The organism is Sphaerisporangium viridialbum (genome assembly GCF_049674955.1).
GTDB lineage: Bacteria > Actinomycetota > Actinomycetes > Streptosporangiales > Streptosporangiaceae > Sphaerisporangium > Sphaerisporangium viridialbum.
Genome location: NZ_CP187232.1, coordinates 1,535,156 through 1,547,255, shown reverse-complemented (window position 1 = coordinate 1,547,255; position 12,100 = coordinate 1,535,156). Strand labels below are relative to the sequence as shown.

At 71.5% G+C, this 12,100-nt stretch carries 10 protein-coding genes; 3 read left to right on the top strand and 7 right to left on the bottom strand.

Annotated elements, in window-relative coordinates; translation table 11 throughout:
- Positions 1-20: 20 nt before the first annotated feature.
- The 5 genes from ACOZ38_RS07250 to ACOZ38_RS07230 all read right to left on the bottom strand — a co-directional run bounded on the left by ACOZ38_RS07250 (position 21) and on the right by ACOZ38_RS07230 (position 8,072).
- Positions 21-1,328, bottom strand: coding sequence for a glycosyltransferase family 4 protein (locus tag ACOZ38_RS07250; protein WP_424529339.1), 1,308 nt, complete (start codon positions 1,326-1,328; stop codon positions 21-23).
- Positions 1,329-1,825: 497 nt separating this feature from the next.
- A complete protein-coding gene (locus tag ACOZ38_RS07245) occupies positions 1,826-3,421 on the bottom strand; it encodes a hypothetical protein (RefSeq protein ID WP_424529338.1) in 1,596 nt (531 codons plus the stop codon).
- 105 nt (positions 3,422-3,526) lie between these two features.
- On the bottom strand, positions 3,527-5,725 hold the full coding sequence (locus ACOZ38_RS07240; protein WP_424529337.1) for an acyl-CoA dehydrogenase: 2,199 nt from the start codon (positions 5,723-5,725) through the stop codon (positions 3,527-3,529).
- 164 nt (positions 5,726-5,889) lie between these two features.
- A complete protein-coding gene (locus ACOZ38_RS07235) occupies positions 5,890-6,729 on the bottom strand; it encodes a TIGR03619 family F420-dependent LLM class oxidoreductase (protein ID WP_424529336.1) in 840 nt (279 codons plus the stop codon).
- An 80-nt stretch (positions 6,730-6,809) separates the two neighbouring features.
- On the bottom strand, positions 6,810-8,072 hold the full coding sequence (locus ACOZ38_RS07230; RefSeq protein ID WP_424529335.1) for a hypothetical protein: 1,263 nt from the start codon (positions 8,070-8,072) through the stop codon (positions 6,810-6,812).
- A 213-nt stretch (positions 8,073-8,285) separates the two neighbouring features.
- Here ACOZ38_RS07230 and ACOZ38_RS07225 point away from each other — a divergent pair, with 213 nt between their 5' ends.
- Both ACOZ38_RS07225 and ACOZ38_RS07220 read left to right on the top strand, forming a co-directional pair.
- Positions 8,286-9,386, top strand: a complete 1,101-nt coding sequence (locus ACOZ38_RS07225) for a S1C family serine protease (RefSeq protein WP_424529334.1) — start codon at positions 8,286-8,288, stop codon at positions 9,384-9,386.
- Positions 9,387-9,455: 69 nt separating this feature from the next.
- The gene (locus tag ACOZ38_RS07220; protein WP_424529333.1) at positions 9,456-9,905 is read left to right on the top strand and encodes a hypothetical protein; all 450 of its coding nucleotides are present in this window, start codon (positions 9,456-9,458) and stop codon (positions 9,903-9,905) included.
- 39 nt (positions 9,906-9,944) lie between these two features.
- Here the strand turns inward: ACOZ38_RS07220 and ACOZ38_RS07215 are convergent, their stop codons facing one another.
- The gene (locus tag ACOZ38_RS07215) at positions 9,945-10,280 is read right to left on the bottom strand and encodes a hypothetical protein (RefSeq protein WP_424529332.1); all 336 of its coding nucleotides are present in this window, start codon (positions 10,278-10,280) and stop codon (positions 9,945-9,947) included.
- A gap of 210 nt (positions 10,281-10,490) precedes the next feature.
- Between ACOZ38_RS07215 and ACOZ38_RS07210 the strand changes: the two genes are divergently transcribed.
- The gene (locus tag ACOZ38_RS07210) at positions 10,491-11,138 is read left to right on the top strand and encodes a hypothetical protein (RefSeq protein ID WP_424529331.1); all 648 of its coding nucleotides are present in this window, start codon (positions 10,491-10,493) and stop codon (positions 11,136-11,138) included.
- A gap of 65 nt (positions 11,139-11,203) precedes the next feature.
- Here the strand turns inward: ACOZ38_RS07210 and ACOZ38_RS07205 are convergent, their stop codons facing one another.
- Positions 11,204-11,854, bottom strand: a complete 651-nt coding sequence (locus ACOZ38_RS07205) for an alpha/beta fold hydrolase (protein ID WP_424529330.1) — start codon at positions 11,852-11,854, stop codon at positions 11,204-11,206.
- Between the last annotated feature and the right edge of the window lie 246 nt (positions 11,855-12,100).

Genomic DNA, 12,100 nt, shown 5'->3' with positions numbered 1-12,100 from the left:
AACGCACCCTTGGCGGGGGTTCAGGGGATATGGCTCTCACCTGTGGCAAGACGGAGACCTAGGGCACGGACGTGTCCCCTTTGCTCAAGTTCGGCCGTGATGAGTCCGGTCATCCTAGCGCCCGTCCTTCCCCACGAGAACTCCGCCGCCCAACCGCGGCACGCCTGCTGGATCCGCGCGCGCCGCTCCGGGTCCTCCAGCTCCTTCAGCGCCCGGTCGACCACGTCGGCCAGCGACTCGCCGTCCTGGACGAGCCAGCCGGTGACGCCGTGCCGCACCGAGTCGCGCAGGCCCGCCACGTCGTAGGCCACGGTGGGCACGCCCAGGGCGGCGGCCTCGATGACCGTGAGCCCCCACCCCTCGAACTCCGACGCCGTGACGTTGAGCCGCGCGGCGCCGAGCACCGCGTTCTTCTCCGGCTCGGCGAGGAAGCCGTGCAGGCTCACGCTGCCGGTCACCCCGAGGGCGCCGGCCCTGCGTACCAGCGGCCGGTACTCCGGGCCGCGCCCGATCACGTGGACGTGCAGGCCGGGCCAGGTCTCCCCCAGCTCGGCCACCAGCTCGACGACGCGTTCGACGCGCTTGTGGCCGACCAGGCGCCCGAGGTAGGCGACGACCGGGTCACCTGCGACCTCCTCGCCGCCGACGTCCGCGGCCACCGGGCGCGCGACGGGGCTGCCGTTGGGGATGACCTCGATCGGCGCGAGCCAGCCGAGCTTGCCGCGCAGCTCCGTACGCGAGGACTCCGACACGGTCACGGTGGTGCAGTGGCGGTAGAGCAGCCGCGCCACCGGCCCCTCGACGAAGCAGCCGGCACGTGCCAGCCACTTCGGGAAGAACGCGTAGAACTGGCGGTCGTGCACGTGGTGGACCAGCGAGATGACCGTCGTGCGCCTGCCGACCACCAGGGGCGCGAAGAACGGGATGCCGTTCATGCAGTCCACGACCACGTCGAAGCGGCGGCGGCGCAGCAGGATCCACAGCGGGACCAGCAGGTAGACGAGGTAGCGGTTGCCCATGCGCCGCAGCTCGATGCCGTCACGCCGCTCCCTGCCCGGCTGCCCGGGCTCGCGGCTCGTCAGGAAGTGCACCGAGGCGCCCTGGCCGACCAGGTACCTGCCGACCTGCCAGGCGTACTCCTCCGCACCGCCCGCGACCGACTGCAGCGGCTCCCGGAAGTTCAGCACCGCGACCCGGACGTCCTGGAGGAGCCGGTCGGGAGCGTGCGCCGTCTCGACCGTGAGGCGGGGCGGGCCGGCGGGCCCGGTTGGAGGCACGGGCACGTCGCCTGGATCGTGGGGCGCCCGGCCCGCCTGCTGTGCGACCACGACCACTCCTTCTGTGTCTCGAGCCCCCCTGGCTGGTACGCGCGTGCTCGGGCGTGGTTTCGAGCATGGGCATGGTTCCGCGGCTTGCCACCGGCCTGTTCGGCGGCAGGTTTAGCTGCCTGATCGCTGCCTGTTTCGCGGCATGGCGAAGCCACGCCTCGTGCTTGTCGCGAAGTGGAACCGGACGGGCTCACCGAGCGTGGCGTGAGACCCGCCCGTGGAAGATCATCTGTCGCCGTAGTTGTACAACGGCTTGTTGGGCGGCTGAGGGCTGGGGGCGACAACGTTGACGACGCTGACGGACGCGCCGATCGCCAGAACCACCCCAACGACGAGAGCGGCGAGCACTCGCACCATTGGGCTTCTCCCTCCAAAGTGCGGACGCTGTGGGCCTACCGAGAGTAGAACGTGATACAGGTTCTAAGCCAGCAGCTTGGTCAAAACGTAATAAATGGACTTACCGTCCAGTATGCACCTCCGACGGCCCCGTCACTAGGTCACAGTCGAAGCAGGAGCATCTGAGGGCCCAGGTAGGCCGGGATGGCACCGGGCAGCCGTGAACGAAACGTGTTCTCGTTCTGTGCCACGATGAGCACGTACCGTATACCGGCCGCCCTGAGCAGGGAGGTCAGGGGGCCGTCACCTGCCGCGATCGCCGCCCCGACGCGCCTGGCCAGCCTGTCCTCCCCCGCGACGCGGAGCGGCCGCCCGCCCGCCCGGCCGACGATGAGCGCGTCGTCCCAGACGACCCGCCGGGCGAACGACTTGGTGGCCGGGTCGAGGATCACCCGGCCGCCGTTCCACGCGAAGGCCCGGTGCGCGCCCCACGGCAGCGAGATCAGCGCCCCCGGGCTGGGGTCACCGTTGACGATCGCCTGGACGCGCCGCCAGTCGTCCGGATACTCCACCGCCGCGAGCCGCCCCGAAGCCCCCCAGGCGAAGGCCGGCAGGACGAGCACCGGCAGCAGCACGCCGACGACGGCCGGTACGAGCACCGCCGCCCGGTGGCCTCGGGCGTCGGGGCGGGAGAAGCGGCCCACGAGCACCCCGAACCCGACGGCCTGCACCAGCACCAGCGGAGCGACGTAGAGCTGCCCGTCCCGCAGCGGCCCGAACCCCGGCCACAGCCCGATCATCCCCTTCAGCACCCCCGGCGCGTACGCCCCGGCCAGCGCGATCACCAGCCCGGCGGACGCCGCGATCAGCAGGCCATTCCGGTACGGCACCCTCTCCTCAGAGCGCGGCGCCTCGCCGTCCTCGTCCCTGGCCGCCCCGCGAAGCCGTACGAACGTGGCCACGGCCACCACGGCGACGAGCAGGCGCGCGGTGGCGAGCGCCCACCCGGCCTGGCCGGGGACGTTCGCCCGGGCGTTCCAGATGCCGCCGAGGCTGAGCAGGCTGCCCAGCGTGCCGAACGGCCCGTCGGCCCTGGCCGCGAAGGCGTCCACCCCCGCGGGATCGGTCACGGCCTGGCTGAGCAGCGCGGGAACCGCCCACGGCAGGCTCAGTACCACCAGTACGGCCAGGGCCTCCAGCGCCCCGCGAAGCCGCCGGGAGGGGCGGGTGGCCGCCACGGGCAGCACGGCGAGCGCCGACACGAGCATGGCCTGGAAGCCGCCGACGGCGGCCGGGACCAGCGCCAGGGCCAGCCGCCACGGCCCGCCTCTGGCCGCCGCCCTGACCGCCCACGGCAGGCCGGCGAACCCGAGCAGCAGCGCCCACTGGCCGAGCAGCAACCGCTGCGCGAGGTAGGCGTTCCACGCGTAGAACACCGCCGCCGCCAGCCGGGGAACCACCCGCTCCCCCGCCACCAGCGCCGCCGCCCCGGCCCCGGCCAGCACGAAGATGCCCAGGAGAACGAGCTTCTGCACGGCCTGCGCCGGAAGCACCGACGACAGCAGCGCGACGACCTGGTCGCTCGGCACGGCACGCGGGAACCCGCCGGGATCGAGGCGCAGCGGCGGGCCTGGCACGAACACCATGTCGTACAGGAGCGTGAACCCCGGCCGGAGGGCGGGCCCGAGCGCCAGCACGCCGAGCGCCAGCCCGAGCACGGCGGGCAGCGCCCGCGCGAGCCGGGAGGGATGCCGCATGGCGTACAGGCTAGCCACTGGGCCCTACCGCGCCGATCCACCGGCTGTCCGTACACCACGACGCCCGGCGCACCGAGGACCGGTCGCGCTGGATCACATCGGCGGCTACTTCCCTGGTTCGGGGTCGCGGGGGAGGCCGAGCATGCGTTCGGCGATGATGTTGAGCTGGACCTCGGTCGTGCCGCCGTAGATCGTCATCGCGCGGGTGGCGAGCACGGCGCGGTTCCAGTAGCCGGCGTCGCCCAGCTTCATGTCGGCCGCCACGGTGGCGGAGGCGCCCAGCAGGCTCACCGCGCACTCGGACACGTGCTGAGCGTGCGAGGTCGACAGGAGCTTGCGCACCGAGGCGTCCGCGCCGGGCTCGGACCCGGCGAGCTGCTTCAGCGTGACCCGCATGCTGAGGGCGCTGATCGAGTGGCCCTCGCAGACCACGCGGGCCAACTCCTGCCGCTCGGCCGCCGTCAGCTCGCGGCCGAGGCGGGACGCCAGGCCGAGCAGGTCGGTGACCGAGGAGCCCGTGCCGCCAGATCCGGACGACAGGGACACGCGCTCGTTCGACAGGGTGTTGCGCGCGACCCGCCAGCCCTCGTTGATCTCGCCCACGACCAGGTCGTCCGGCACGAAGACGTCGTCGAAGAAGACCTCGTTGAAGAGGTTCTCACCGGTCATCTCGGTGAGGGGCCGCACGGTCACCCCTGGGGCCTTCATGTCCACGACGAAGTAGGTGATGCCGTCGTGCTTGGGCTTGGAGGTGTCCGTACGGGCGATGCAGATGCCCCACTCGGCGACGTGCGCCACGGAGGTCCAGATCTTCTGCCCGTTGAGCTTCCAACCGCCCTCGACCTGCTCTGCCTTCATCTGCAGCGAGGCGAGGTCGGAGCCCGCGCCAGGCTCGCTGAAGAGCTGACACCAGATCATCTCCCCGGCCAGGGTGGAGGGCAGGAACCGCTCCTGCTGCTCGACGGTGCCATACGCGGCGATGGACGGCACGACCCAGGCGCCGATGATCATCTGCGGCAGCCGTACGCGCGCGGCCTTCAGCTCCTGATAGATGAGCACCTGCTCCAGCGGCGAGGCCCCACGGCCCCACGGCTCCGGCAGGTGGGGCAGCACGAAGCCCTTGCCGGCGAGCGCGCGCTTCTGCTCCTTGCCCTCCAGCGCGGCGATCTCCGCGATCTCCTCGCGAAGGGAGGTGCGCAGCGCCTCGGCGTCCTCGGGGAGGTCGAGCTCCATCTCGCGGGCGACGCCGGACAGTGCGTGCGAGGCCACCGACTCGGCCCACTCCGCCGACGGGCCGAGCAATGCGCGAAGGGTCAGCGCGCGGCGGAAGTAGAGGTGGGCGTCGTGCTCGAAGGTGTAGCCGATGCCGCCGAAGGTCTGGATCGCGTCCTTGGCGCACTGCACGGCGGCGTCGGGGGCCATGACCCCGGCGATCGCGGCGGCGTAGCCGAGCTCGTCACCGCTCGCGCGGGTGGCGTCCCAGACGGTGGCGCGGGCCTGCTCCAGCGCGACCAGCATCCGGGCCGCCTTGTGCTTGATGCCCTGGAACTGGCCGATCGGGCGGCCGAACTGCACGCGTACCTTGGCGTACTCGGAGGCCGCGCGCACGCACCACGAGGCGACGCCGGCCGCCTCCGCGCCGAGCACGATCGCGCCGAGGTCACGGACCCCGGCACCGGTCAGCCCGTCGAGCACCCGCTCGCCGGGCACGCCGAGCGAGTCGACCTCGACCTTGGCCACGCCCCTGGTGAGGTCGAGGCTCTTCAGCGGGGTGACCGTCACAGTGTCCCTGGACAGGGCCACCCACTCCTCGCCACGGTCGGTGCTCACCGGGAGCACGAGCACGTCGGCGAGGGCGGCGCCGAGCACGGGCTCGGCGGTGCCGCTCACGGTAAGGACACCGTCGTCGTCGCGGGTGCCGGTCAGCGTGCCGGTGAACGCGACGGCGCCGGTCAGGGCGCCCTCGGCGAGGCCGGGCAGGAGCTCGGCGCGGGCCTTGCCGTCGGAGGCGAGGATCACGACGGACGCCAGCACCGTCGGCACGTACGGGCCGGGCGCCATGCGCTCGCCGAGCGCCTCCACGGCGACGGCGGTCTCCAGCAGGCCGAAGCCGCTCCCGCCGTACTCCTCCGGCAGGTGCAGGCCGAGCAGGCCCTGGTCGGCGAGGCCGGCCCAGAAGCCGGGCCGCTCCTCGGTCTCGGCGCCCACGGCCGAGCGCACGACCTCGGCGGGAATGTTGCGCTCCGCCCAGCCGCTCACGGACTCGCGGAGCGCCTCGTGCTCCTCGCTCAACCCGATCGCCATAACACCCTCCGAACGGTTCGGCCCCAAGACGTGGCAGAACCATATTCTAGAAGATGCTTCCAAGGCGAACCAAGGGCCGACCACATCCGGCCTTGAGTCAACTTACCGAGCACGCCGCGTGAAGGTGTGGAAACGCTGGGCACCGGCCGGCGCGCGGCAAAGGATCACTCGCCATGCGCGTCGGCCAGCGCCTTCTCGAAGGCGTCCATCTCCCGCTCGATGCGGGCGAGCCCCGCGGAAGGCAGCCACGGCATGACCCGGGCGACCCCGGCCTTCTCGCACTCCTCCAGCACCTTCGGATCCGGCGGCACCGACAGCATGACCACCCGTACGGACTTCCCGGCCTCCTCGGCCCTGCGGAACAGCTCGGGCACGCGCTCCAGCACGCCGGGGCCGTAGTTGGGCAGCCAGGCGTCACCGTACGACAGGACGCGGTCGAGCACCTTGGGGCCCGTGCCACCCACCAGCACAGGCGGGTACGGCTGCTGGACCGGCTTGGGCCACGACCAGATCGGGTCGAACGACACGAACTCGCCGTGGTACTCGGCCTCGTCGTGGGTCCAGATCTGCTCCATCGCCTCGACGCGCTCCTTCATCACCGCGAACCGCCTGGCCGGGTCGACCCCGTGGTTGCGGATCTCGGGGTCGTTCCAGCCGGCGCCGACGCCGAACTCGAAGCGGCCGCCGGTGAGGTGGTCGATGCTGGCGACCGTCTTGGCGAGGGTGATCGGGTGGTGCTGCACCACCAGGCAGATGCCGGTGCCGACGCGCAGCTTCGTGGTGGCCATGCCGGCGACCATGCACGTCGTGAGCGTGTCGTAGGTGTGCCAGTACTTGCGCGGGAGCGGACCGTTCTCGGGCCGTCGCGGCGGCTCCACGGAGGCCGGGATGTGGGTGTGCTCGGAGAAGAACAGGGCCGCGTGCCCTCGGTCCTCCACCAGCCGGGCCACGGTGTCGGGAGCGACCGCGTCATGCGTCGCGAAGTAGCCGAATCCAGAGTCCATCGCCCCAAGGTAACCCGCACCCCCGCCGCAGCTCCGCCGACACTCGGATGCCTCCTGACCAGGCGTTTCCCGGCCAAGGACTAGATCGCGCGGGCCGTCCAGAACAGCATGTTCAGGTCGTGGTAGAGGGCCGCGCGGGTGTCGGGGACGCTCGCGAACAGCATCGCGGGCTTCTTCTTGGCCGTCGAGATCACCATGACGTAGGCCTGCGAGGAGTGCTTCTTGCCGCCCTGGACGTAGCTCACCTTGTAGCCGAGCACCCAGCCGAGGTTGTACCGCGCCCGTTGCGAAACCGTCCAGGTGAACTTCGACCCGGCGGGCTGGTAGCGCAGCGTCCACTTCGCCGCCTTGCCCGCCAGCTTGCGGAAGTCCTCGTACGTCGCCGGCGCCTTGGGAACGGCCACCGGCACGGGGGCCGAGCCGATCAGCGCCTGGGACTGCCGCGACGTGCCGGCCTTCTGCGCGGACGTGAAGGGGTCGCGGGTGGTCTTGGCCCACGGGGTGCCGTACTGCGCGTAGCTGATGCCGGCGGTCTGGTCGACCGCGTACGACGCGATCGGCGTGCCCGTGCCGGTGAAGACCGTCATCGTCTTGGCGGCGGGGACCGGCGGGACGGCGATCGGGGTCGGCTTCGGTGACGGCGGCGCGCCCGACGCGGCGGGGCCGCTCCCCTGCGCCGGGCTGACGCGCACCTGCTCGCCGGGGGTGTCACCGCCGAACAGCATGAAGATCAGGACCACGACGATGCCGGTGACGATCGCCGCGCCGATGCCGTACACCGCTCTTATGGGAATGTCGCCGATCCGGAAGATCGCCAGGGCCAGCCACCGGGGCCGCCTCCTCGCGCGGGGGGCGGCGGGCCTCGGCCGGTCGGCCAGGGCCCCGAAACTCGACGGGGGGCCCGGCTCGGGCGCGGCCGGACGGGCCGGAGTCGCCCGGGCGGCGCCGGTGGCCTGGGTGTTCTGGGTCGCCTGGGTGGCCGCCGAGCCCGCCACGGGACGGTCCGGACGGAGGAACGGTCCAGCAGGCCTGCGGACATCCGCGGTGACGTTGTAGTCCGCGTAGTCCGCGGTCTCCCGCGCGCTCTCCTCCTGAGCCGCCGAGTCCGTGCCCGCGTGGTCCGTGGCAACGTGGTCCGTGCCCGCGTGGTCCGTGGCAGCGTCGCCGGAGTCCTGCCGCGCGCCGGTCTTGGCGGCCCGGGCCTTCGCCGCCTCGGCCATGGCGAGCGCCTGCTCGGGGCTCACCCGGGGCATCGGCGTGGTGGGCGCCTCATAGGAGGGAACGTAGGTGGGAGGCCGCCCCGAGCCCGGGCGGCTGGGGGAGTTTCCAGCGCCGTCCGCCATGTCCGCAGACTACGTCACAAATCGTGATCCCCGAGGGCCGACGCCTCGTGCCACGGCGACGGAAAACGCGTTGTAGCAGGTAGAACGCGCGAGCCCGCACCCAAGAAAATCGGGGCCCGGACAGGCGGAGCCGGCCCGCCGGGCGGCTATCAAGATCAGCGCGTGGGGCGCGAACAGCGAGTATCTTCCGCGTGGTCGGGCATCACCTTTTCCATGGAGACGACACCAGGAACTCGGCGTACCGGACATGCGGGCCGGCACGCCCTCGCCGCCGGAGTGGCCGGGAGCCTGGTGGTGCTCAGCGGCTGCGGGCTCGCCGGGGCACCGGCCTCGACGGACCGGGCCTCCAAGAGTGGGATCACGACCCGGCCGGCCGCGCCGGTGATCTCGGAGGAGCAGGCGTACGAGCGGGTCATCGCCCAGGTGCTGCCGTCCATCGTGCAGATCAACACCTCAGGAGGCCTGGGCTCGGGCGTCGTGTACGACACCGACGGACATATCGTGACAAATGCCCATGTGGTGGGTAAGTCGAAGAACTTCGAGGTCATCCTGGCCACGGGCGGCAAGCCCCGCAAGGCCAAGCTCGTCGCGTCGTACCCGCTGGGCGACCTCGCCATCATCCGGGTCGGCGACAAGTCGGGGCTCACCCCCGCGACGTTCGGCGACTCCACCAAGCTCAAGGTGGGTCAGATCGTGCTCGCCATGGGCAACCCCCTGGGCCTGTCCGGCAGCGTGACCAACGGCATCGTGTCCGCGCTCGGCCGCACGGTCACCGAGCCCCAGGGCGAGGGATCACCGGGCGCCACGATCACCAACGCCATCCAGACCTCGGCCTCGATCAACCCGGGCAACAGCGGCGGCGCGCTCACCAACCTCTCGGGCGAGGTCATCGGCGTGCCCACGCTGGCCGCGATAAACCCCGAGCTGGGCGGTGGCGCGGCCCCCGGCATCGGCTTCGCCATCCCGAGCTCCACCGCCAAGGACGTCGCCGAGCAGATCATCAAGAACGGCAAGGTCACCAACACGCGCCGCGCCGCCCTGGGCGTCCGGGTGAACACCGTCGTCGGGCCCGACGGCCAGCCGGTGGGCGTGGGCGTCGCCCAGGTGGACCCGGGCAGCGGCGCGGCGAAGGCGGGCATCAAGCCCGGCGACATCATCATCAGCGTCAACGGCAAACCCACTCCCACGGCCGCGACCCTCTCCGAGGTGCTCGCCGGCCTCAAGCCGGGCGCCCAGGCGAGGGTCGAGCTCCTCCACCCCGACGGAAGGACGGACACCGTCACCGTGATCCTCGGCACCCTCTCGGGCAGCTGACCGCGAGGCCTCGTATCGCCGGGGGGTCACTGACACCAGGTGTCAGTGACCGGGGCATAGCTTGCCCGCATGAACGACTTCGACTTTTTCGTCGGCACCTGGAACGTGGCCAACCGGCGGCTCAAAGAGCGCCTGAAGGGGTGCACGGAATGGGATGAGTTCCCCGGCGTCTCGACCTCCAAGAGCATCTTCGGCGGCACCGGGAACATGGACGAGATCGACTTCCCCACCATGGGATTCTCCGGGCTGACCCTCCGGCTGTACGACCCCGAGCGCGAGGAGTGGTCGCTGTACTGGACGAGCAGCCGCTCCTCGGTCATCGAGCCGCCGGTCATCGGGCGCTTCGACGGAGGCGTGGGCGAGTTCTACGCCGACGACACCCACGAGGGCATCCCCATACGGGTGCGCTACCTCTGGTCCGGGATCACCGCGACCACCTGCCGCTGGGAGCAGGCGTTCTCCACCGACGGGGGCCGGACCTGGGAGACCAACTGGATCATGGAAAGCACCCGGGCCTGACCTGGACCCGGTTCGCGAACCCCGGCGAGGGCGGGCGTGTCAGGACTTCGCCCGCCACTTGCCAAGGAGGAAGGCGACCGCCGCCACCGCGAGGATCAGCCACAGCACGGCGGCGAACTGGAGATCTGCCCTGCCGATGAGGGCGAAGAGCCCGCCCATCCCGAGCCCGCTCAACACGGCGGCGGCCGTGGGGGAGACCTTGAGCCCGGAGCGGGCGGGCTTGTGCGTGGCGAGCCTGGCGTCGATCCGCTCGTCGATGGTGTTCCCGATGCGATCTACGAGCGCGTCGGCGAGCGCGTCCTCGTAGTCCCCGCCCAGTTCCCGGCGGGCGGCGAGCGTGGCGGCGACGTCGTCTCGCTGGATGGATTCGGCCATGGGCGGATTGTGGCGATTCAACGGCCGTTTCCCTAGAACTCCGGCAAAACCCCAGCCAGCCCGGCGTGTCGCGGCCACCGCCCACACCGGAGGCGGTACTGCTGCCGGACCCGGCATACGCCATTGGATCAAGAACGACTAGAGTCCTTATGTCGTGAGATGTCCCTTGGTTCTCAATGCGCTGATCGCCGCGATGGAGAATGGCAGCCGATGACCACCACCACATCCGTCTCCGCGCAGCAGCTGATCGAGCAGGCGGCGCGAGGTCAATATCGCACCGTCTACACACCCTCGGCGCTGGAGGCCGCCGCCAAGGTGCTGGCGGGCCTGCACGAGACCGGAGAACGTCACGGCATCGGCCCCTCGGACTGGGCGGGGTTCCACGGCGCCGACCACCGCCTCGCCGAGGCCGTTCTCCTGGGCCAGACGACGGCGTACCGCCGGGCCTCGCTCGCCGACTTCGGCGACCCGCTGGCCCTGCTCACCGCCGCCGCCAAGCGCGCCGGCCTGAAGACCCTGGCGCCCCGCCCCCACACCGGCGACCCGGCCGTACCCGGCTCACGCGGGGACGGCGAGCGCGACCGTCCGGACCCGGCCCCCCGGGCCGCGATCCGCCTTGCGCGGCTCTCGCAGACGCCTCCGTGGGGTTGGGACGGCATGGCGTCGCTCGTGGTCTCGCTGGACCGCTTCGACAACCCCGTGAGCCCCGCGTGGAAGTGGGAGCTGTTCCCCGACGTCGGCGAACCCAGCACCCAGATGGTGCAGGTCGTGGCGCCGCCCCCGTCGCCCGCCGTGGCGGACGAGGTGCTCGCCATCGCCCACCTGGCACTGACCGGCGCCATCCGCCTCTACCGCTGACCGGCCGCCGGCACCGCCGCTACCGCCCGCCAGTGGCCTTCCGCCTCTGACCGGCGTGGCCCGGCTCAGCGCTCGAGGAACTCCGTGAGCGCCGCGAGGAACTCCTCAGGGCGCTTGGCGTGGACATCGTGGCCCGCCTCGATCGTGACCAGCCGGGCGTCAGGTATGCGAGCGGCCAGGTCGACGACCTGATCCTGCGGGAGGTGGCTGGGCGCGCCGCCGGCGATGACGAGCGTCGGCGCGCTGATCTTCGCGAGCCGCTCCAGCCACGCCGGGTCGGGATGATTGCGCTGGTAGGCGGTCTGCTCGACCATGGCCCAGTCGAAGGCCGGCACACCCTCCGGTTTCGCGGGCAGCGGCAGCCCGGCGGGATGAGGAGCGGGAACGTCCTCCAGCACCAGCCGCTCCACCCTGTCGGGATACTCCTCGGCGATCAGGCACGCGACCATGCCACCGAGGGAATGGGCGACGAACGTCGCGCGGGCCACTTCCAGATGGTCGAGCAGGGCGACCACGTCGTCACGCATCAACTCCAGGCTGTAGACCCCCGGCCATTCACTGTGCCCGTGGCCCCGCAGATCAGGCGCGTAGACCCGCCAAGAACCGGCGAGATGGGCGATCACACGAGCCCAGTCGGTGTGATCGAGCCCCCGCCCCGGCAGCAGCACCACCGGCGGCGCCCCCACCTCCCCCGCCGCCAGAAAAGCCAGACGCACCCCATTGACAGAAACGACCTGGAGATCACTCACCACCCCAACCTAGACCGCCCCCATCCCGCCCGACCTGGAGTTCGCGACGGGTGAAAGGACTGGGAGGGCTTAACGAGCAACGGCTCGAAGCAGTGGAGAAGCCGACCAGTCGATGTGACCGGAGCCCAGAAAGAGCTGCGCCCCGGAGCCCGCTCGAAAGCGATGTCATCCGGGGCGTACCCATGCCATGCGACAGCGAGTGCGAGAAAAGGA

What these genes read in the sequence shown, in the direction of transcription:
- ACOZ38_RS07245 (WP_424529338.1), bottom strand. Translation starts at nt 3,421, where the DNA reads ATGCGGCATCCCTCCCGGCTCGCGCGGGCGCTGCCCGCCGTGCTCGGG.
- ACOZ38_RS07240 (WP_424529337.1), bottom strand. Translation starts at nt 5,725, where the DNA reads ATGGCGATCGGGTTGAGCGAGGAGCACGAGGCGCTCCGCGAGTCCGTG.
- ACOZ38_RS07235 (WP_424529336.1), bottom strand. Translation starts at nt 6,729, where the DNA reads ATGGACTCTGGATTCGGCTACTTCGCGACGCATGACGCGGTCGCTCCC.
- ACOZ38_RS07230 (WP_424529335.1), bottom strand. Translation starts at nt 8,072, where the DNA reads ATGGCGGACGGCGCTGGAAACTCCCCCAGCCGCCCGGGCTCGGGGCGG.
- ACOZ38_RS07225 (WP_424529334.1), top strand. Translation starts at nt 8,286, where the DNA reads ATGGAGACGACACCAGGAACTCGGCGTACCGGACATGCGGGCCGGCAC.
- ACOZ38_RS07220 (WP_424529333.1), top strand. Translation starts at nt 9,456, where the DNA reads ATGAACGACTTCGACTTTTTCGTCGGCACCTGGAACGTGGCCAACCGG.
- ACOZ38_RS07215 (WP_424529332.1), bottom strand. Translation starts at nt 10,280, where the DNA reads ATGGCCGAATCCATCCAGCGAGACGACGTCGCCGCCACGCTCGCCGCC.
- ACOZ38_RS07210 (WP_424529331.1), top strand. Translation starts at nt 10,491, where the DNA reads ATGACCACCACCACATCCGTCTCCGCGCAGCAGCTGATCGAGCAGGCG.